Annotated in this window: 18 protein-coding genes and 1 pseudogene; 6 read left to right on the top strand and 13 right to left on the bottom strand. The window is 75.1% G+C overall.

What is annotated here, in order from left to right:
• Nucleotides 1–43: 43 nt before the first annotated feature.
• The 3 genes from ACFWPT_RS30715 to ACFWPT_RS30705 are packed head-to-tail and all read right to left on the bottom strand — an operon-like array spanning nucleotide 44 to nucleotide 5,037.
• Nucleotides 44–1,243, bottom strand: coding sequence for an alpha/beta hydrolase (locus tag ACFWPT_RS30715; protein WP_380485745.1), 1,200 nt, complete (start codon nucleotides 1,241–1,243; stop codon nucleotides 44–46).
• A gap of 60 nt (nucleotides 1,244–1,303) precedes the next feature.
• Nucleotides 1,304–4,141 (bottom strand): molybdopterin-dependent oxidoreductase, encoded by a 2,838-nt coding sequence (locus ACFWPT_RS30710; RefSeq protein WP_380485743.1) that lies wholly within the window; start codon nucleotides 4,139–4,141, stop codon nucleotides 1,304–1,306.
• Entirely contained in the window at nucleotides 4,138–5,037 is a 900-nt protein-coding gene (locus ACFWPT_RS30705) for an FAD binding domain-containing protein (protein ID WP_380485741.1), read from the bottom strand. Before ACFWPT_RS30705 ends, ACFWPT_RS30710 begins: the two co-directional genes overlap by 4 nt.
• Nucleotides 5,038–5,540: 503 nt before the next feature.
• Here ACFWPT_RS30705 and ACFWPT_RS30700 point away from each other — a divergent pair.
• Nucleotides 5,541–5,993, top strand: a complete 453-nt coding sequence (locus tag ACFWPT_RS30700; protein ID WP_380485739.1) for a hypothetical protein — start codon at nucleotides 5,541–5,543, stop codon at nucleotides 5,991–5,993.
• Nucleotides 5,994–6,003: 10 nt separating this feature from the next.
• Here ACFWPT_RS30700 and ACFWPT_RS30695 read toward each other — a convergent pair whose 3' ends face one another.
• From ACFWPT_RS30695 to ACFWPT_RS30670, 6 genes are all read right to left on the bottom strand, one after another.
• Nucleotides 6,004–6,660 (bottom strand): hypothetical protein, encoded by a 657-nt coding sequence (locus tag ACFWPT_RS30695; RefSeq protein ID WP_380485737.1) that lies wholly within the window; start codon nucleotides 6,658–6,660, stop codon nucleotides 6,004–6,006.
• 114 nt (nucleotides 6,661–6,774) lie between these two features.
• A complete protein-coding gene (locus tag ACFWPT_RS30690) occupies nucleotides 6,775–7,245 on the bottom strand; it encodes a cupredoxin domain-containing protein (RefSeq protein WP_380378014.1) in 471 nt (156 codons plus the stop codon).
• Nucleotides 7,245–7,730: a hypothetical protein gene (locus ACFWPT_RS30685; RefSeq protein ID WP_380485735.1), complete on the bottom strand. Its 486-nt coding sequence runs from the start codon at nucleotides 7,728–7,730 to the stop codon at nucleotides 7,245–7,247. Before ACFWPT_RS30685 ends, ACFWPT_RS30690 begins: the two co-directional genes overlap by 1 nt.
• Before the next feature lie 370 nt (nucleotides 7,731–8,100).
• The gene (locus ACFWPT_RS30680; RefSeq protein WP_380485733.1) at nucleotides 8,101–8,667 is read right to left on the bottom strand and encodes a hypothetical protein; all 567 of its coding nucleotides are present in this window, start codon (nucleotides 8,665–8,667) and stop codon (nucleotides 8,101–8,103) included.
• Nucleotides 8,668–8,700: 33 nt separating this feature from the next.
• The gene (locus ACFWPT_RS30675; RefSeq protein WP_380485731.1) at nucleotides 8,701–9,048 is read right to left on the bottom strand and encodes a hypothetical protein; all 348 of its coding nucleotides are present in this window, start codon (nucleotides 9,046–9,048) and stop codon (nucleotides 8,701–8,703) included.
• Between the two features lie 230 nt (nucleotides 9,049–9,278).
• On the bottom strand, nucleotides 9,279–10,913 hold the full coding sequence (locus ACFWPT_RS30670; RefSeq protein WP_380485729.1) for a purple acid phosphatase family protein: 1,635 nt from the start codon (nucleotides 10,911–10,913) through the stop codon (nucleotides 9,279–9,281).
• Nucleotides 10,914–11,184: 271 nt separating this feature from the next.
• Here ACFWPT_RS30670 and ACFWPT_RS30665 point away from each other — a divergent pair, with 271 nt between their 5' ends.
• Both ACFWPT_RS30665 and ACFWPT_RS30660 read left to right on the top strand, forming a co-directional pair.
• A complete protein-coding gene (locus tag ACFWPT_RS30665) occupies nucleotides 11,185–12,303 on the top strand; it encodes an NAD-dependent epimerase/dehydratase family protein (RefSeq protein WP_380485727.1) in 1,119 nt (372 codons plus the stop codon).
• Nucleotides 12,304–12,342: 39 nt separating this feature from the next.
• Nucleotides 12,343–13,884, top strand: coding sequence for an AMP-binding protein (locus ACFWPT_RS30660; RefSeq protein WP_380485725.1), 1,542 nt, complete (start codon nucleotides 12,343–12,345; stop codon nucleotides 13,882–13,884).
• 38 nt (nucleotides 13,885–13,922) lie between these two features.
• Here ACFWPT_RS30660 and ACFWPT_RS30655 read toward each other — a convergent pair whose 3' ends face one another.
• Together ACFWPT_RS30655 and ACFWPT_RS30650 are read right to left on the bottom strand one after the other, a co-directional pair.
• Nucleotides 13,923–15,095, bottom strand: coding sequence for a HAMP domain-containing sensor histidine kinase (locus tag ACFWPT_RS30655; RefSeq protein WP_363376610.1), 1,173 nt, complete (start codon nucleotides 15,093–15,095; stop codon nucleotides 13,923–13,925).
• The gene (locus ACFWPT_RS30650) at nucleotides 15,092–15,877 is read right to left on the bottom strand and encodes a response regulator transcription factor (RefSeq protein ID WP_380485723.1); all 786 of its coding nucleotides are present in this window, start codon (nucleotides 15,875–15,877) and stop codon (nucleotides 15,092–15,094) included. Before ACFWPT_RS30650 ends, ACFWPT_RS30655 begins: the two co-directional genes overlap by 4 nt.
• 251 nt (nucleotides 15,878–16,128) lie before the next feature.
• Between ACFWPT_RS30650 and ACFWPT_RS30645 the strand changes: the two are divergent.
• The 3 genes and pseudogenes from ACFWPT_RS30645 to ACFWPT_RS30635 all read left to right on the top strand — a co-directional run.
• Nucleotides 16,129–16,809 (top strand): annotated as a pseudogene (locus ACFWPT_RS30645) (glycosyltransferase family 2 protein); the annotation flags it as partial.
• A 132-nt stretch (nucleotides 16,810–16,941) separates the two neighbouring features.
• Nucleotides 16,942–17,469, top strand: a complete 528-nt coding sequence (locus tag ACFWPT_RS30640; RefSeq protein WP_380485774.1) for a DUF2064 domain-containing protein — start codon at nucleotides 16,942–16,944, stop codon at nucleotides 17,467–17,469.
• Nucleotides 17,466–18,122 carry a methyltransferase domain-containing protein gene (locus tag ACFWPT_RS30635; protein ID WP_380485721.1) on the top strand — a complete coding sequence of 219 codons (657 nt, stop codon included), beginning with the start codon at nucleotides 17,466–17,468 and terminating at the stop codon, nucleotides 18,120–18,122. Before ACFWPT_RS30640 ends, ACFWPT_RS30635 begins: the two co-directional genes overlap by 4 nt.
• Before the next feature lie 316 nt (nucleotides 18,123–18,438).
• Here the strand turns inward: ACFWPT_RS30635 and ACFWPT_RS30630 are convergent, their stop codons facing one another.
• Together ACFWPT_RS30630 and ACFWPT_RS30625 are read right to left on the bottom strand one after the other, a co-directional pair.
• Nucleotides 18,439–19,047, bottom strand: coding sequence for a cytochrome b/b6 domain-containing protein (locus tag ACFWPT_RS30630; RefSeq protein WP_380485719.1), 609 nt, complete (start codon nucleotides 19,045–19,047; stop codon nucleotides 18,439–18,441).
• Nucleotides 19,031–19,744, bottom strand: a complete 714-nt coding sequence (locus ACFWPT_RS30625; protein ID WP_063346573.1) for a molybdopterin-dependent oxidoreductase — start codon at nucleotides 19,742–19,744, stop codon at nucleotides 19,031–19,033. The genes ACFWPT_RS30630 and ACFWPT_RS30625 overlap by 17 nt, the downstream gene beginning before the upstream one ends.
• Between the last annotated feature and the right edge of the window lie 27 nt (nucleotides 19,745–19,771).

The following is a 19,771-nucleotide window of genomic DNA, read 5'->3' as shown; positions in this document are numbered from 1 at the left end:
GTCCGGCCGTCGGCGCCAAGACGTGCCCGGCGCACGGCCGGCGTCACTGCGGGTCGCGCAGGTGGTCGCTCAACCAGGTCAGCGACGGCGGGAGCAGCCTGGTCCAGGTGGTGAAGTTGTGCCCGCCGGTCTCCACGGTGGCCTGGGCGACCACCAGCGGCGGGCGGGCGGCCGCGGCGAAGGCCACGGAGTCGGCGTAGCCGTGGCCTTCCTCCTTGCTGTCGGCGAGGAGGACGGCGAGGGCGGGCATCGGCAGGTGGGCGAGGCGCCAGTTCAGGTCGGCCTCGTCGCGCCGCTGCTGGCTGCCGCCGAAGAGGTCGCCGGTGGTCGCGTCCTCGGCGGCCTTGAAGTAGCCGGACAGCGAGACCGCCACCGCGAAGGTCTCCGGGTGGACCATGCCGAGCTTGACGGCGCAGTAGCCCCCGGTGGAGTCGCCGATCACGCCGAGGCTGCCGGTGCCGTCGAGCACCCGGTAGGAGGCGCGCAGGCCGGCCGGCACGTCGGTGGTGAAGTAGCGCTGGGCCTGCGGGCCGTTCGGGACGTCCTCGCACTCGCTGTCGCGCGGCATCGACGGCGAGGGGCGCACCAGCACCAGGACGGTCGGCTTCATCGCCCCCCGGCGCAGCAGGTCGAGTTCGTACGCCGGGTAGCGCAGCTTGGTGACCAGGTTGGCGGCGTCCCCCGGGAAGCCGGTCATCACCAGGGCGGCCGGGAAGTGCCGGGCCTCGGCGCCGGGCCGGAAGTACTGCGGCGGCAGGTAGACGTACCCGTCGGTGCTGAGCCCGGTGGTGGTGCCGGGCAGCCGGACCCGGTCGAGCCGCCCGATGGTGGCCGGGTCGCGGTCGGCCCCGTCCGCGCCGGTGATCTCGGCGGTGCCGAGCACCTGCACCCCGGCGGGCACTTCGGCCGGGGTGCCGCTGGGGGTGCCGGTCGGGCTTCCGGACGGAACGACAGGCGGGCTGACGGACGGGCCGCCGGTCGGGCTGGTCGCCTGGATGACGCCCGTCCCGCGGTCGCGCCCGAACAGGTCGGACCAGCTGCTGTAGAACACGAAGTCGTCGTTGACGGCGAGCCCGAGGGTGGCCAGCAGGGCGAACTGGGTGACGGCGATCGTCCCGAGCCGCAGGAACACCGCGGGCCAACTGCGGACGGCCAGCCGGGGCCAGACCCAGAGCGTGCCGAGCACCGTGAACACGGCGAGCAGCGCCGCCAGCGCCAGCAGCTTGTGACTGGTGAGTCCCATCCGGCCTCCCTGGGGCGCGTCCGACAGCGCGACCCAGGGTAACCAGCACGGAACGGGACGTCACTCCCGCCGTTCCTGCGCGACCAGGTCGGGGGGCGCCCGCCCGACCGAGGGGCGCCCCCTGTCCACCCCCCCCCCTCGGCTCGCACCCCCCGGCCTTCCGCGCCCCCCCCGGCCGCCCCCCCCTCCCACGCCGGGCCCTCCCCCCAACGGCGGGTCGGTGAAGCGGATGCCGGTGGCGTCGCGCAGGGCGTTGGCGAAGGCGGGGGCGACCGGGTTGAACGGGCTCTCGCTCATCGACTTGGCGCCGAGCGGGCCGATCGCGTCCGAGGTGGTCGAGAAGTGCACCTCGGTGCGCGGCACGTCGGCGTACGCGGGCAGGCGGTAGCGGCGGAACGCGGCCGTGGTGACCTCGCCCCGGTCGTCCAGCAGCACCCGTTCGAACAGCGTCGCGCCGAGCGCCTGGGCGACCCCGCCCTCGACCTGCCCGCGGCACTGCATCGGGTTCATCACCCGCCCGGCGTCGGCGCCGTGCACGCTGCGCAGGATCCGGATCTCCCCGGTGTCCGGGTCGACGGCGAGGCGGAACCACTGCGAGTTGAACGCCACCGAGCGCGGCGAGCCGCCCCAGTGCCCGGTGCCGACGAGGTCGACGCCGCGTTCGCGCGCCGCCGCGTGCAGTTCCTTCAACGGGATGCCGCGCCCGTCGCAGTCGACGGCCTCGGCGCCGAGCCGGACCAGGCTGCGCGGGGTCCGCGCGTACTCGGCGGCGAAGTCGGTCAGCCGTTCGGCGAGCGCGTTCGCGGCCCGCATCACCGCCTTGCCCGCGACCACCGTCCCCGCCGAGCCGAAGGCCCCGGTGTCGTGCCGGACGACGTCGGTGTCGGACTGCCGGATCGCGATCCGGTCGACGGTGGTGCCGAGCGCGCCCGCGGTGATCTGCTGGTGCACGGTGGTCGTGCCGTTTCCGAACTCGGCGGTCCCCACGGCGACGTCGTAACCGCCGTCCTCCAGCAGGGCGACGGCGGCGTCGGCGAAGTGCCCGCCGGGCGGGCCGGTGGCGATCATCGCCATGGCGAAGCCCTGCCCGACCAGCCAGCCCTCGGGGGCGTCCGCCGCGCTGCGGTCGTTCGCGAGCGCGTCGCGGACGACTTGCAGGCACTGGTCGAGGCCGTAGCTGGCGATGTGCAGGTCCTCCTCCTCGCCGCCGGGGCTGAGCAGGTGCTCGCCGGGGCCGATGACGTTGCGCTCGCGGAACTCCAGCGGGTCGATGCCCAGCCGGCGGGCCAGTTCGTCCATCGCCGACTCCACCGCGAAGGTCACCTGCCCGAGCCCGTAGCCCCGGAAGGCGCCGGCCGGCACGCAGTTGGTGTACACCGAGTACGCCTCGACCTTCTTGTGCGGCACCCGGTAGACGCCCATCGACTCGCCGACGCTGTGGAACATCACCGCCGGGCCGTGGTTGCCGTACGCGCCGGTGTTGGACACCACCCGGAAGCTGAGCGCCGTGAGCGTGCCGTCCGCCTTCGCGCCCGCCTTGACGGTGATCGTGAACGGGTGCCGGGTGGTGGCGCCGTGGAACTGCTCGGCCCGGGTGAACTCCAGCTTCACCGGCCGGCGCAGCCGCAGCGCCGCCAGCACCGCGATGTCCTCGGTCAGCATCTCCTGCTTGCCTCCGAAGCCGCCGCCGACCCGGCCCGCCACCACCCGGACCTCCTCCTCCGGCAGGTCGAACAGGGCGCAGATCGCGCGCCGGGTGAGGAACGGCACCTGGGTGCTGGAGCGCACCACCAGCCGCTCGCCGGCGCCGTCCTCCCGCTCCTCGAAGGAGACCACGCAGCCGTGCGTCTCCAGGCTGGCGTGCTGCACCCGCTGGGTGCGGAAGGTCTCCTGGTAGACCGCGTCGGCCTCGGCGAAGCCCTGCTCCACGCTGCCGATCTCGCCGTGCACCTCGCCGCACACGTTGTTCTCCGGCCGGGCGATCCGGGTCTGCGGCCCCTTGGCGTGCAGCACCGGCGCGCCGGGCGCCATCGCCTCCTCCGGGTCCAGCACGTACGGGAGTTGCTCGTACTCGACGGCGATCCGGCGGCAGCCCTCCTCGGCGGCGGCCTCGCTGTCGGCGACCACCGCGGCGACCCGCTGGCCGACGAAGCGGACGACGTCGTCCAGCAGCCGGGTGTCGTCCGGGTCCTCGGTCGGGTGCTCGTGCCGGGCCGAGGAGTACAGCCGCTCGGGCGCGTCGTGGTGGGTGAACACCGCGTGCACGCCGGGCACGCGCAGGGCGGCCGCGGTGTCGATGGCGACGATCCGGGCGTGCGGGTGCGGGGAGCGCAGCAGCTTCAGGTGCAGCAGCCCCGGCACCTCCACGTCGAAGGTGTAGCGGGCGGCGCCGGTGACGACCTGCGGACCGGCGGGCGCGCCGAGGCTGCGGCCGACGGCCCGGCCGGCCTCGGGCTCCTCGGTGTGCCGGACGCCGCGGATCGCGTCCTCGATCGCCCGGTAGCCGGTGCAGCGGCACAGATTGCCCTTCAACGACCTGGGGAGGTCGGCGAGTTGCTCCTCGTCGAGGGCACTGGCGGTCATCAGGAAGCCGGCCGTGCAGAAGCCGCACTGGAAGCCCTGGGCGTCCAGGAACCGCTGCTGCATCGGGTGCAGTTCGCCGTCCTTGGCCAGGCCCTCCACCGTGGTGACGCACCGCCCCTCGGCGCGCGCCGCCGGGTAGAGGCAGCTGTGCACCGGGGCGCCGTCCACCTGCACGGTGCAGGCGCCGCAGTCGCCGGCGTCGCAGCCCTTCTTCACCCCGAACCAGCCGCGCTCGCGCAGGTAGGTGCGCAGGCACTGGCCCGGGCGGGGCTCGGCGTCGAAGTCCCGTTCGTTGACGCGGATCGAGAAGCTCATGCGGCGGCCTCCTCGGCCAGGTCCGGTCCAACCAGGTTCGGTCCGGCCGTGCCCGGTCCGGTTGTACTCGGCGGGGCCGGCCGGGCGGGGTCCAGTTCGCGGCGGATCTGCTCGGCGAACCGGAAGGTCAGGTGCCGCCGCCAGGCGGGCAGTCCGTGGATGTCGTCGACGTACTCCTCGGGCCGGATGCCGTCCCGGACCGCCTCCTCGACGGCGGCCGCGTTCGGCCCCGGCGGGAACCAGAGCCGGATCGGGCGGACGGTGGCGGCGGTGACGGTGATGGTCAGCGAACCGTCCACCGGGTCGAGGGTGCCGATCAGCAGCGCGCCGGAGCGGCCCAACCCGTACAGCGAGGCCTGGCGGAACACCGTCCGGGCGGCCAGCGCCCGGCCCGGCAGGGTGATCGAGCGCAGCAGCTCACCCTGCCGCAGGTCCTTGACGCCGGCGCCGGTGACGAACTCCGCCACCGGGACGCGGCGTTGCTCCCCCGACGGGGCCCGCAGCAGGCAGAGCCCGTCCAGGGCGGCGGTCAGCGAGATCATCGGACCGGCGGGCAGGCCGTTGCACAGGTTGCCGCCGACGGTGGCCATGTTCCAGATCTTCCAGGAGGCCAGGAACGCCCGGCAGCACTGCTCGAACAGCGGCGCCGCCGTCCAGGCGGCGGGCTTGGGGTGGCGGGAGAGCTGGGCGACCGTGCAGGTCGCGGCGATCTCCAGGCCGCCGTCCGGGGTCGGGGTGAGCGGCTCCCAGCCCATCCGGCCGAGGTCGATCAGCCGGCGGATGTGCGGCTGCGGCTCGGAGAACAGGTACGTCCCGCCGCCGAGCCAGGCGTCCCCGGGCCGCCAGGTGCCGCCCCGGCGGGCGTCGCACAGCTCGGCCACCGTGTTCAGATCCATGTCGCTCCATCGCCCCTGGCCGGTCCCGTTCCTTCGGTACGGCGATTGAAGCCGCGGCGACCGGTCGGGCACGAGTGGGCCCGCACACCAGCCGCACCCGGCCCCACCTGGTCGATCGTCCAACGGCGGGCCCTCCCACCCGCATCAACTTCGACAAGGGTGTCGAAGTTGGCGTGAGGGCCGGGCTATGCTGTCCCGAAGTCCGAGGATGACCCCCCTTGCCCCGTCGACGAACGCACCAGCATGGCGCGCCCGACCGGAAGGAGGCGAGACGCATGGACAGCAGCAGTCCGGGCCGCACCACCCGCCCCCACCCCCGCATGCCCCGGTCCGCCTCCGGCAGACGGTGAGCACGGTCGAGACGGTGAACACACCCGTCGCGCACGCTTTCTGACGCAACGTCAAGTTCTCCTGACGCCACGTCCCACACGTCGGCCCTGCCGCCACCGCCGTCCACGGCCCCTTCACCCGCCCCGGTCTTCCCCGCCGAGGAGAGGTATCCCATGACGACGTCCCGGCCCTACCCGCGCCCCGCCGAAGCCGCGGTGCTGCTCACCGTCCTCGCCCTCCTCGTCGCCGAGGAACTCGCCCTCGGCCTGGCAGAGGAGGAGGACCGCCCGGTCATCAACGCCATCCTGATCGGCGCCTCAGGCTCCGGCCTCCTGGCGGTCGGCGCGGTGCTGCTCGGGCGCTGGCTCGACACCCGCCGCCCGCTCCCGTTACCCCCGCCCGGCCCCAACGGCCGCGAGTACAGCGCCCGCGCCCTCGAAGACTTCCCGATGGACGCCGTGCGCCCGCTCCTGCTCGCCCACCAGGCCCCGCAGCTGGGCCAGTTGTACTCCGCCTGGATGCTCGCCCGGGCCGGCCGCCCGGCCCCGTGGATCGCCCGCCGACTCGCCATCCCGCTCGACGCCGCCCACCTCCTCGTCGACGCCGCCCGCACCCGCCACGACTGAGCCGGCGGCGTCAGCGGCGCCGGCCGGGCGCCCCCGCGCCCGCCTGCGCCAGCAGGAACGGCACCAGGCCGCGCTCCGCCAGCGCCGACCGCCAGGCGTCCCGCGCCAGCCCCAGCTCCCCCAGGACGCCGGCCTCCCCGCCGGACTCCGCCGACCTCGACCGCGAGGCCGCGCCCAACAGCCCCAGTCCGCCCACCAGCAGGCTCACCGTGGCCACCCCGGCCGCCACCCACCCGGCGCCCACCAGCGCGTGCCCCAGCACCTCGGCGTCGTCCGCCAGCCCCAGCGCGTACCCGAGCAGCAGGAGGATCGCGGCCGCGACCCCGGCGATGATCGGCACGATCACCCCCAGCACCCCCCACCACCCGGACACCCGCTGCCGCCCCGGCTCGTCCACCGGCAGCCGCGCCACCGCGTCCTGGTCCGCCCGCAGCGCCGCGTACCGCTCGTACTCGGGCGCCGCCGCCGCCAGCACGAACTCCGCGTTCTCCCGGGCGCACCGCCGCAACCGCTCCACCCCCGGCCCCTCGTCCCCCACCGCACGCAGGGCCGCCCGCACCTGCGACCCGGCCAGCGCCCTCCCCAGCTCCGTCTCGAAATCGGCCCGATCCTGCTGCGGCAGTCGAAGCGGCCTGTCCATGCCGTGCCCCCGTTCGCTGTTCTCCATGTTCTACAGAACTGTAGAACATGGCAGCGGATAGCAGCAGCCCCGTTCACCTGTGGGCTTGCGATTCAGGAGCGGCCGGCACCCGGCGCCCACGCGGCCGACGGACCGGTCGACTCAGGACACCGTCAGGATCCCCCGCATGAAGTGGTGGAGGGTGCACAGGTACGAGGAGGCGCCCGGCCGGGCCGGCGCGGTGAAGGTCGCGGACGCGCCCGGGGCGATGGTGCCGGTGTCGAAACTGCGGTCCTGGGCGGTGAGGGTGTGGTCGACGGTGTCGGCGTTGCGGACCGTGACGACGGCGCCCGGGCGGACGGTGAAGTTCGCCGGCTCGAACACGAAGTCCCTGATGGCCACCGCCCCCGGGGCGGGAGCGGTGGCCGAGGACGGCGAGGCGGCCGGGGCAGCCGGAGTCGCCGGGGTCGCCGAAACGGACCCGGTCGGCCCCGGGCCTGAAGCCGAGCCCGAATCCGGGCCTGCGTCCTGGCCTGAATCCGGGCCTGAATCCGGGCCGCCCACGCTGACGGAGCAGGCGGCGAGGGCGGCGCCGAGGAGCACGGCGGCCACGGCCCGGGCCCGCGGACGCATCAGGAGCTGAAGAGCGAGACCCGCCGGGCGTCGGAGGACGCGGGCGGGGTGGCGCCGAGGTCGGAGACCGTGGCGATCAGGACGGCGTCCGCGCCCGGGATCCAGTTGACCGTCTTGGACTGGACGACGAGCTGCCGCTGCCGCGCCGTCCCGTCGCAGATCACGTCCGCCTCGGCCGTCCGGCTGGAGCCGAAGGCCATCGAGGAGGTGTCCTCCGGGTCCCGCTGCTCGACCGAGACAGTGAGCGACCGGGCCTCCTCCGCGACCCCGCAGACGTACTCGACGTCGACCCGGACCCGGCCGGGGACCTTCGGGTCGATCCGGGCCTCACCGAGAGTGACGCCCGTGGGGGCCGAGTCCCCGTCCCGCACCCGGGCCGGGGCGGCCACCGAAGCTGCGGCCGGCGCCGGATCGGCGGCCAGGGCGGGTGCCGTGAGCCCGCCGAGGGCCGTGGTGAGGGCCGTCACAATGATCCACCGCTGCACTGCCAACCTCCCATAACTGAAACCGTGTTGCGGCCGACGCTAACCGCCCCGCCAGTGGCCCGCGCGCCGAGGCAGGCACCCGTCGCACGGACAGCCCAGCCACAACGGCGACCCGCCGTCACCAACGGCCCAACCCGTCGCCCGACCGACCGTCACACCGGACCGGCCCGCCGCGACGACCCTCCGTCACCACCCGCCCTGCATGGACCAGCGCCCCTCGGCCGCCCGCCCCAGGGCCGCCTGAACGGACGAAGGGCCCGCCGCGCGGTACGCGCGACGGGCCCGGGGCGGCGCAGTGTTCGGGGTTCAGGCCGCGGCGAGCTCACGACACCGCTGGCTCACGGCACCGCAGGCTCACAGCACCGCAGGCTCAGGACGCGGCGAGCCAGGCGGCCGGGCCGCCGACCTGGGCCCAGTTGGCGCCGCCCAGCCACTTGAAGACGCCGCCGCGGTCCGGGCTGAGCCCGTACACGGTGCCGGCGCCGTCGATGCTGAACTCCGCACCGGGGCCGCCGATCCGCGACCAGCTGTTGGGCGCCCCGCCGTAGCGGAAGACGTCGCCACTGGTCGGGTCGGTGGCCAGCAGAGTGCGGCCGCCGCCGGCCACGATGCTGCCGGCCGGACCGCCGACCTGGGCCCAGTTGGCGCCGCCCTGCCACTGGAAGACGCCGCCGCGGTCCGGGGTGAGCCCGTACACACCGCCCGCGTCGTCGACGGCGAACTGGGCGCCGGGGCCGCCGATCCGCGACCAGCTGTTGGGCGCCCCGCCGTAGCGGAAGACGTCACCGCTGGTCGGGTCGGTGGCGATCAGGGTGTTGCCGCCGGCCACGATGCTGCCGGCCGGACCCCCGATCTGGGTCCAGTTGGTACCGCCCTGCCACTGGTACACGACGCTGCGGTCCGGGCTGAGCCCGAAGACGTGTCCGCCGCCGTCCACGGCGAACTGGGCACCCGGACCGCCGATCCTCGTCTAATTGTCGGGGCTCCAGTTGTACGCGTAGAGGTCGCCGGTGGCCGGGCTGGTGGCGACCAGACCGCCACCGCCGGAGACGATGGTGGCGGCCGGGCCGCCGACCTGGGTCCAGGTGGCGCCGTTCCAGTTGAAGACGGCGCCGCGATCGGGGGCGAGCGCGAAGAGGGCGGTCGAGACCGCGATCGGGGCACTCGGCCGCGCGACGGACGCGGCCGCGCTCACCGGTGCGAGTGCGACGGCGGACGCGGTGGTGGCCTGGGCCGGGACCGCCAGCAGCGGGGCGGCTCCGAAGGCGAGCGCAAGGCCGGTGAGGAGGAGTTTGCGGGTCGTGGCACGGAGGTGCATCGCTTCCGACCTTCTGATGGTTTGGGAGTGCGAGTGGCACGTGCTGTTGATCCGAGCGGCTGATCCGAACTGCCTACAATAGACATGGACATGCCATACGCCAGTCTTGCCTACTGCTCCACGGCCTGTCCTACGACGAACTGCGGATTGTCCGCCGCACCCGGGTGCGGTACAAGGCGCCCCGGGCCGCCGCGCCCTCCACGCGGCGGGCCCCTCAAGGACGCGAGGCGTCACCGGCGCCCGGCGCCGACCTCGGAGCCGGTGCGCTCGCCCTCGCCCTGGTCCTCGCCCTGGACGTCGCTCCGGTCGTCGTTCCGGTCCCGGTCGCCCCAGCCGTCGCTGCGGTCGCGGTACAGGGTGAAGCGGTCGAAGAGCACCGGCGTCGGGAACGGGTTGGCCGCGGTGGCGGACGGGGAGTGGTAGTAGCTGACGGTGATGGTGGTGCGGCCGCCCGGCACCGGCCCGGGGTCGACGTCGAAGACTGCGACGCCGTACGGGAAGGCGGTGTCCGGGTCGGTGACCGCGGACCAGTGGGCCTTCTCCTTCGCGTCCGGGTCGGCCTTGAAGGTGAGCCGCTGGGTGCGCACGGAGGCCTGGCGGACACCGTCCGCGTCGGCGGGCAGGTAGACGTCGTCATGGCCGGCGGTGCCGCCGCCGCCGAGGATCAGGTGGACGGTGCCCTGCGAGGTGTCGATCCGGCGCAGGTCGTCGTCGGCGACGGCCGGGGTGAGCAGGCCGCCCGGCTCGGTGCCGCGGACGGGGTGGGTGCGCTCGTAGTCGTGGTCGTGCCCGGCCAGGACGAGGTCGACGGAGTAACGGTCGAGCAGCGGCAGCAGCTTCTCGCGGATGCCCATGTCGCCGCCGTGGCTGGCGGCCGAGGAGGACATCGCGAACTGGTGCAGGTTGACGACGACCCAGTCCACCGCGCGGCCGCGCCGGGAGCGCGCCAGGGTGCGTTCCAGCCAGCGGAGTTGGGCGCCCTCGCTGTAGTCGCTGATGTAGATGGACTGGCCGGTGGCCGGGTCGAGGCTGGCGTCGTCCTCGACGGCGATCTCGTTGCCGTCGAGGCTCACGAACAGCACCGAACCGACCTGGAAGCTGTACCAGTTGCCGCAGTAGTCGCGAGTGCCGTTGTCGGGCAGTTCGAAGCGCGTCAGGTAGGAGGCGTAGCCGAGGTCCCCGCCGCCGGCCTCGACCTCGTGGTTGCCGGGCGCGGGCATCCAGGGCCGGCCGGCGGCCGACTTGGCGAGGTTGTTCATGAACGCGTTCCAGCACTGCGGCTGGCGCTGCGGGTTGTTGTTGGCGTACGCGAGGTCGCCGTTGAGCAGGTGGAACAGCGGCGCGAACTGCTCGACCTGGCGGACGGCGGCGGCGCCGTGGATCGAGGACTTGCTGAACACGTTGTCGCCGGTGCCGAGATCGCCGAAGCTGGTGAAGCGGAACGCGGCCCGGCCGCGCGCGGGCGCGGTGCGGAAGGTGCCGCGCACCGGGCCGGAGCCGTCGTGCAGCACCTCGTAGACGTACGTGGTGTCGGGCCGCAGGCCGTCCAGGCGGACGTGGTGGGTGTACGTCTCGACCTTGTTGAGCCCGTCGACGTAGGTGCGGGTCTCGGCGTCCACCGTGTGGCCGGCGCCGCCGCGCGGGGTGCCGATCCGCACCCGGGGGCGGCGCACGGTGGCGGCCGTCGCCCAGGAGACGGTCATCTCGCGGGACGGCTCGTTGCCCCACTGGAGGTGGATCTGCTCCGGTCCGGGGGTGCCCGCCAGGGCCGGCTGCGTCCAGAGGAGGGTGGACGCGGGCAGCGCGGCCAGCGCACCAACCGCGGTACCCGTCCGAAGGACCGTTCTGCGCGAGGGATGTGACACTGTCGCCTCCAAGGCTCCGGGAAACGCCCAGGAGAGTCCCAGCCGAACCGGGCGCCCGGGCCACCGGCGAAGGTTCTTCCGGCGAACGTCAGTTGAACGCCGGATCGGATCGGGCGGCGATCAACCGTGACACCGGTCAGGCCGGTCACACCAGTTACGCCGGTTACACCGGTTACGCCTGTCACACCGGTTACGCCGGGAGGATTACCGATCCCTGACGGCCGGTCCGTCCACGCCCGATCCGCCGCCCCGCGCGGCTAGCGTCGGCGGCATGGAGATTCTGGTCACCGGCGGAGCCGGGTTCATCGGGTCGGCCGTGGTCCGCGCGCTGGTCGCGGCCGGGCACGGGGTGCGGGTGCTGGACGCGCTGCTGCCCGCCGTCCACCGCTCGGGGCGGGCCCCCGAACTGCCCGGGGGCGTGGCCTTCGAGCAGGGGGACGTCCGGGACGCCGCCGCCGTGCAGCGGGCGCTGGCCGGGGTGGACGCGGTCTGCCACCAGGCGGCGATGGTCGGCCTCGGGCTGGACCTCGACGACGCCCCCGCCTACGCGGGCTGCAACGACCTCGGCACGGCCGTCCTGCTCGCCGCGATGGCCCGCGCCGGTATCCGCCGCCTCGTCCTGGCCGGCTCGATGGTGGTGTACGGGGAGGGCCGCTACCGCTGCCCCGCGCACGGCGACGTCGCCCCGGGCCCGCGCCGCCCGGCCGACCTGGAGGCCGGGCGCTTCGAGCCGCCCTGCCCGGCCTGCGGCCGCGCCCTGAGCCCCGGCCTGGTCGCCGAGGACGCCCCGGCCGACCCGCGCAGCGTGTACGCGGCCACCAAACTCGCCCAGGAGCACCTGGCCTCCGTGTGGGCCCGGGCCTGCCAGGGCGCCGTCCTGACGCTCCGCTACCACAACGTGTACGGGCCGGACATGCCGCGCGACACCCCGTACGCGGGGGTCGCCTCGCTGTTCCGCTCGGCGCTGGCCCGGGGCGAGGCCCCCCGGGTGTTCGAGGACGGCGGCCAGCGCCGCGACTTCGTCCACGTCGAGGACGTCGCCGCGGCCAACCTCGCCGCGCTGGAGGCCCTTGCCGCCCGCGCGCCGGGCAGCTCCCGCGCCTACAACGTGGGCAGCGGCGAGGTCCGCACGATCGGCGAGACGGCCGGGGCGCTGGCGGCGGCGTACGGCGGCCCGGCACCGCTGGTGACCGGCGAGTACCGCCTGGGCGACGTCCGGCACATCACCGCCGACTCCTCCCGGCTGCGCGCCGAACTCGGCTGGCGCCCGCAGGTGCCGTTCTCCGCCGGGATGGCCGAGTTCGCGGCGGCGCCGCGGCCCGGCGCCGCACCTGACTGCCCGTCCGATGTCGGCCGGAACTCGCCGGTGAAGAGCGGAGGATGGGGCTAGCCTGGCGGCATGGTTGCAAACTACAAGGGAGATGTGGCCGTGAACGACCAGGAATTCGTCAGCGCACCCGCCCTGATCCTCCGGTCCCTCTCCGCCGACCCCGGCCGGCGGGCCATCGTCACCGCCGACGGCGTCGAGATCACCGCCGGCGACTTCGCCGCCGCCACCTACCGCCTCGCCCACGAGCTCATCGCCCGGGGCGTCACCCGCGGGGACACCGTCACCCTCCTCACCGGCAACACCGCCGAGGCGCTCGGCGCCCGCTACGCCGCGGGCCTCGCAGGTGCGCGGGTGGTCACCCTGTACGACGGCATGAGCACCCCGGTCCTGGCCGAGGTCGCGGCGAGCGTCGACGCCGCCGTCCTCCTCGTGGACGCCGAACGGTACACGGAGGCCGCCGAGTTGCTGCCCCTGATCGACGTGCCGACGGTCCTGCGCCTCGGCGCCGGACCGGCGGCCGTCGGCGAGGACGTGATCGCCGCCGCCGCGAACCGCCCCGCCGAGCCGCCCGCCGTCCGGATCGGCCCGGACGACGACCTCGGCATCCGCCACACCGGCGGTACCACCGGGATCCCGAAGGGCATCGTCAGCCTGCACGGCCCCTACCGCGGCGTCTTCGACACCTCGTTCGGCTCCGCCGGCACGGCCGACGAGGCGCCCCGCTTCCTCGCCGCCACCTCGCTCGCCCACCTCGCCGGGATCTTCTCCGACCTGACGCTCCACCACGGCGGCACGGTGGTCCTCCAGCGCACCTTCGACCCCGGCGAGGTCCTGGCCGCCGTCGAGCGCGAGCGCATCACCAGCCTCTGGACGCTGCCGCCGCTGCTCTACCAGCTGCTCGACCACCCGGCGATCGGCCGCACCGACCTGTCCAGCCTCCGGCAGATCATGTACGGGGGCTGCGCCGCCTCGCCGACCCGGATCCGCGAGGCGCTCAAGGTGTTCGGGCCGGTCCTGGTGGGCATCTACGGGATGTCCGAGGCGCAGCTGATCTCCTTCCTCACCCCGGAGGGGCACGACCGGATCGCGCAGGGCGGCCAGGTCTCGGTCGGACGGCCCCTCCCGGGCGTCGACGTGGAGATCCGCGCCGAGGACGGCACCGGGCTGCCGACCGGAGAGCAGGGCGAGGTCCACATCCGATCGGCCGGACTCATGGCCGGGTACTGGAAGCGGCCCGACCTGACCGCCGAGGTGCTGCGCGACGGCTGGCTGAACTCCGGCGACGTCGGCTACTTCGACGCGGACGGCTACCTCTACCTGGCCGACCGGGTCAAGGACCTGATCATCGTGGTCGGCGGGCACGTCTACCCGTCCGAGGTGGAGGACCTCCTCCTCACCCACCCGGCGATCGCCCGCTGCGCGGTCTTCGGCGTGCGCGACACGCAGGAGGCGGAGCACGTCCACGTCGCCGTCGTTCCCGCTCCGGGGCAGCAGCCCGAGTTGGCGGACGTCCAGGCGTTCGTCACGGCCCGCAAGGGGCGGATCTACGCGCCGGAGGCCCTGCACCTCGTGGACGAGATCCCGCTGACGTCGGTCGGCAAGCCGGACAAGAAGCGGCTGCGCCAGGCCGTGGCCGAGTAGGCCGCGCGCTCGAAAGGCGGACCCCGGGACCTGCCTCGTCATTCCCTCCGGGCGCGCGGCGCGGGCAGGGCGATCTCGAAGCAGCAGCCCCCGGCGACGTTGCGCACCTCCGCCCGCCCGGCGTGCGCCTCGACGATGCCGCGCACGATGGCGAGCCCGAGCCCGGCACCGCTCTCGCCGGGCTCGCCGGCGGCCCGGCCGTCGTCGCGGCGCGGCGTGCGGGCGGAGCCGCCGCGCCAGCCCGTCTCGAACACCCGGGGCAGGTCCTGTTCCGGGATGCCGCCGCAGCCGTCGGTCACCGACAGCACCACCTCGTCGGCCTCCCGCCGGGCGGCGACGGCCACCACGCCGTCCGCCGGGGTCGAGCGGATCGCGTTGACCAGCAGGTTGCCGAGCACCCGGGTGATCTCCCCGCTGTCCACCTCGACCGGCTCGGCAGCCGCCGGCTCGTCGGCCACCTGCCGCCCCTCCAGCCGGACGCCGCGCCGCCGGGCCAGCGGGTACGCCCCGGCGAGCGCGTCGTCCACCAGGTCGTACACCGAGACCCGGGTGAGCGAGAGGGCGAGCGCGCCCGCCTGGATCCGGGAGAGCTCGAACAGGTCGTCCACCATGCCGGTGAGCCGTTCGACCTCGGTGCCGATCCGCACCAGGTAGCGGTCGGGGTCCTCGGCGACGCCGTCCTCCAGCGCCTCGGCCATCGCCCGCAGGCCGGCCAGCGGGGTGCGCAGGTCGTGCGAGATCCACGCGACCAGCTCCCGGCGGGAGTGCTCCAGGGCCTGCTCGCGCGCCCGGGACTCCGCCAGCCGGGCACTGGTGGCGGCCAACTCCTCGCTCAGTGCGGCGAGTTCCGCGCCGAGCGGATGGTCGGGCGCGGTGAACCCGGCGTCGCTGCCGACCGTTCGGACGGCCTCGGTCAGCGCCCGGCTGCCGGCCACCACCTGGCGGCCGAGCAGCGCGGCGGTGAGCAGCGAGACGACGGCGGCCATGCCGAGCACCGTGATGACCACGCCGAGGTCGTGGGTGGACAGGAACATCGCCTGCGCCACGGCGAACGTCCCGGAGGTCACCGCGAGGACGGTCACGACCGCCACGCAGAACAGGGACAGGGCGACGGAGCGGCGGCGCAGCAGCCGGATCGCCGCCCAGCCGAGCAGGCCGGCTCCGCCCGCGCCGAGGGCGGCGAACAGGGCGATCAGCAGCAGGTCCTTCACTCCGCACCGCCCTGCGGGCAGGCCCGGTCGCGGGGAGCCGGATCGCGGGGCGCCGGATCGTAGCGGTAGCCGACGCCCCAGACGGTGCTGATCAGGGCGGGCGCGGCCGGGTCGTCCTCGATCTTCTCGCGCAGCCGCCGGACGTGGACGGTGACGGTGGAGAGGTCGCCGAAGTCCCAGCCCCAGACCCGCCGCATCAGGCTCTGCCGGGAGAACACCGTGCCGGGGTGCCGGAGCAGGAACGCCAGCAGGTCGAACTCCCGTAGGGTGAGGGCGAGTTCGCGCGCGCCCCGGTGGGCGCGGCGGGCCTTCGGGTCGAGCGTGACGTCCCCCGAGCGCAGCACCCCGCCGACCGTCCCGTCGGCCGTCCCGTCACCCGGCCCGTCGGCGGTCCCGCTCCCCGCCCGGGCGCGGCGCAGCACCGACTGCACCCGCAGCACCAGTTCGCGCGGGCTGAACGGCTTGGTGACGTAGTCGTCCGCGCCCAGCTCCAGGCCGAGGATGCGGTCCGCCTCGTCGCCCTTGGCGGTGAGCAGCACCACCGGCAGCGCGGCGCCCCCGGCGGAGGCCCGCAGCCGGCGCAGCACCTCCAGCCCGTCGAGGCCGGGCAGCATGAGGTCCAGCACCAGCAGGTCGGGGCGGGTGCGCTCGGCGAGGTCCAGGCCCAGCGCACCGTCGGCGGCCCGGTCCACGTGGTGCCCGGCGCGGGTGAGGTAGCCGGCGACGACCTCGGCCACGGTCGGGTCGTCGTCGATCACCAGGATGTGCGAGGTGTCGTTCACCTCGCCGAGGATAGGAGGCCTCGGCGGTGGACGCGGACGGAAGCGGGCCCGCGTTCGCGTTCCGTAAGATCCGCCGCCCGCACCTCGCCCGACCCGGACCAGCCCAGCCCAGCCCGATGCGGCCCAGCCCGATGCGGCCCAGCCCGATGCGGCCCGGCCCGATCCGCCGGACGGGTCAGCCGCCGAGGCGTCCGACTTCCGTAAGGCTGCGCCGCCGCCGCACCCCGCCGTCCCGCACTTAGCGTGGCCGGGTGACCTCACCCACCTCCCCCGTCTCCCCCGTCGACGTCGTGCTGCCCTGCCTCGACGAGGCCGCCGCGCTGCCCTGGGTGCTGGGGCGGATCCCGGACGGCTGGCGGGCCGTCGTCGTCGACAACGGCTCCCGGGACGGCTCCGCCGACCTCGCCCGCTCGCTCGGCGCGACGGTGGTCGAGGAGCCCCGGCGCGGGTTCGGCGCCGCCTGCCACGCCGGGCTGCGCGCCGCCACCGCCGACCTGGTCTGCTTCCTGGACTGCGACGGCTCCCTCGATCCCGCCCAGCTCCCTCTGGTCACCGGCCCGGTGCTGGCCGGCTCCGCCGACCTGGTGCTGGGCCGCCGCCGCCCGGCCACCGCCGGGGCGTGGCCGCTGCACGCCCGCCTGGCCAACACCGTCCTGGCCCGACGGCTGCGCGCCCGCACCGGCGCGCCGCTGCACGACCTCGGCCCGATGCGGGCCGCCCGCCGGGAACAGCTGCTGGCCCTGGGGCTCGGCGACCGCCGGTCCGGCTACCCGCTGGAGATGGTGCTCGCCGCCTCGGCCGCCGGGCTGCGGATCACCGAGACCCCCGTCGACTACCTGCCGCGCGCGGGCCGTTCCAAGGTCACCGGCACCCTGCGCGGCACCCGCCAGGCCGTCCGCGACATGCGGGCCGTGCTGGCCGCGCCCCCGCCGACGCTGCTGGTGATCGCCAAGTCACCCGTCCCCGGCCGGGTGAAGACCCGGCTCACCCCGCCTTGCACCCCCGAACAGGCCGCCGCCCTGGCCGCTGCCGCCCTCGCCGACACCCTGCACACCCTGGGCACGATGCCGGCCGGGCGGCGCGTGCTCGTCCTGGACGGCGAACCGGGCGGCTGGCTGCCGCCCGGCTGGGAGGTCGTCGCGCAGACCGGCGGCGGGCTGGACGAACGGCTGGCCGCCGCCTTCGCGCACGCCGCCCGGGTGGCCCCGCACGCCCCGGCGCTGCTGGTCGGGATGGACACCCCGCAGCTGAGCGCCGCCGCGCTGGCCGAGCCGCTGTCGGCCGCACGGCGGGCGGGCACGGACGCCTGGTACGGCCCGGCGGCGGACGGCGGCTTCTGGGCGCTGGGCCTGGCCCGGCCGACCGCCGAACTGGCCGCGCGCCTGCTGCACGGCGTGCCGATGTCCACCGCGAGGACCGGCGCGGCACTCCTGGAACGCCTAGCCGCAGCCGACTTGACGATCCATCAGCTTCCGTCGCTCACCGATGTGGACACCGTCGAGGATGCCCTCCGCGTCGCCGCCGAGGCCCCGAACAGCCGTTTCGCCGCCCAGCTGGTGACGGTCGACCTGAAGCCGGAGGTGGCGAGTTGACGACCACCACCGCCTGGGTGGACGACCCGTTCGCCGAAGCCGTCCGCACCGGGCGCGGCCCGCTCTGGCTGCGCCGCGAGGACGGCCACCGCCTCCGGCTGGACATCGAACGCTGGTGCGCCCCGGCGGCCGGCGCCGACCACAGCCTGCTCCGGCGCTGCGCCCGCCGGTCCGCGCCCGTCCTCGACCTCGGCTGCGGGCCCGGGCGGCTGGTCGCCGCGCTGCTCGCCCTCGGCGTCCCGGCCCTCGGCGTCGACGTGACCAGGGCGGCCGTCGCCCGCACGGTCGGACTGGGCGGCCCGGCGCTCTGCCGCTCGGTCTTCGACCGGCTGCCTGCCGAGGGCCGCTGGGGCGCCGCGCTCCTCGCCGACGGCAACCTCGGCATCGGCGGCGACCCGGACGCCCTGCTCCAGCGGGGCGCCGAACTCATCGCGCCGGACGGGCTGCTGCTGGTCGAGGTGGAGCCCGTGGAGGTGGACGAGCAGGTCACCGTCCAGGTCGAGGGCCCGGACGGCCGACTCGGGCCGGCCTTCCCCTGGGCCCGGCTCGGCACGGCCGCCGCCCTCAGGCGGGCCCACACCGCCGCCGGACTGGTCGAAGCGGAACGCTGGACCTCACACGGCCGCCGCTTCCTCGCCCTGCACAAGCGGTGAGGCGCACAAGACCGCTGCTCCGGACGGCCACGGCCGCACCGCCCCCGGCGTGATCCCCGGGACGGCGGTGCAGCTGTCATGCCGCTCGGACGTCAGGGAGGCCGGAACGCCGCCCGCGATCGACAGGGCGGCGAGGAGAAAGATTGGCGCCGGGGTCCAAGGAGCCTTGCAGGATGCCGGTCGTGCACCACGCGTGCGGCTGTCGCCCAACCGCCTCTTGGCCCCACGGTCAGGGGTGCCCCGGCGGCACCCTTCGAGGCGTCCCGGCCGAGCCTGCCACATGCCCCGGGCCGCGACAAGACGTCCGACCGGCCGCCTACTCCCGGCCCACCGGCCGCCACTGCGGGTGCTCGCGCTCGGCCCACCGGCGCTCCACCAGCCCGGTCCGCATCCCGAGCCGCGCCTGCGGATCCCGCCAGGCCATCCGGACGTGCCCGACCACCACGACGGCGATGGCGGCGGCCAGCCAGTCGTGGACGAAGGTCGCCCCGGTCCGCCACGAGGGCGGGGCGAGACGGGGCAGCCACATCAGCAGCCCGGTGCCGACGATCACCAGCATCGAGCCGAGCGTCCACTGCGCGTAGAGCTTCTGCCCGGCGTTGAACTTGCCCGCCGGCCGGTGCGGGGCGCGGCGCCGGACGGCGCGCAGCCAGTCCCAGTCCGCCGGGGTGAAGCGACTCAGTCGGGCGGCGTCCGCGCGCAGCGCCCGCGAGGCGAGCCCGAGCAGCAGCGGCACGGGCAGCGCGAGGCCGCACCACACGTGCACCGTCACCACCAGCCGCCGGTTGCCGACCAGTTCGGCGAGCGGGGCGAGGTAGAGGCAGGCCGCCGCGGCCAGGCAGACGCCGGTCAGCGCGGCGGTCGTCCGGTGCACCCAGCGCTCGGCCCGGGTGAAGCGCAGCAGGAGTTCAGCCGGTGGGCGCATCGTCACGTCCGTTCGACCGGCCGACCCAGGCGTCGACGTCGTACCCGTTGCGCTCCCAGTAGCCCGGCTCCACCGAGCCGGTCACGGTGATCCCGGAGAGCCACTTGGCGGACTTGTAGAAGTACATCGGCGCGACGTACAGCCGCACCGGGCCGCCGTGGGTGTGGGAGATGGGGTTGTCCTGCATCCGCAGCGCGACCAGCACGTCGTCCCGTCGGGCCTGCGCCAGCGTCAGGCTCTCGGTGTACGCGCCGTCGAAGCAGCTGAACCGGACGGCCCCGGCCCCCGGCCGCACGCCCGCGGCGTCCAGCAGGTGCGCGAGCGGCACCCCCTCGAACGGGGTGTCCGGCACCCGCCACCCGGTCACGCACTGCACGTCCCGCACGAGCCGCCGCTGCGGCATCGCCCGCAGGTCCGGCAGGCGGAACGTCGCGGGCCGCTCCACCATCCCGTCGACGCTGAGCGTGTAGTCCGCCACGCTCCGCTCCGGGACGGACGACACCACCGAGTAGTACCGGAATCCGTTGTTGCCCGGCAGCAGCCCGCTCAGTCCGCTCGGGTCCCGTTCGGCCAACCCCGACTCGGCCCGTTGCAGGTACGGCCCCGCCGCCACCCCGACGGCCCCGAGCCCGAGCAGCCCGAGCACCACCCGCCGCCCCACCGGGGTGCCCCTGCCTTCTTCGCCTGTTCTGTCCACGCCCCGATTGCACCAGCCCGAGCCCGG

The organism is Kitasatospora sp. NPDC058478, from assembly GCF_042720345.1.
In the GTDB taxonomy this organism is placed as follows: Bacteria; Actinomycetota; Actinomycetes; order Streptomycetales; family Streptomycetaceae; genus Kitasatospora.
Note: the sequence above shows the minus strand (reverse complement) of the source record. Positions and strands in the feature narration are given on the sequence as shown.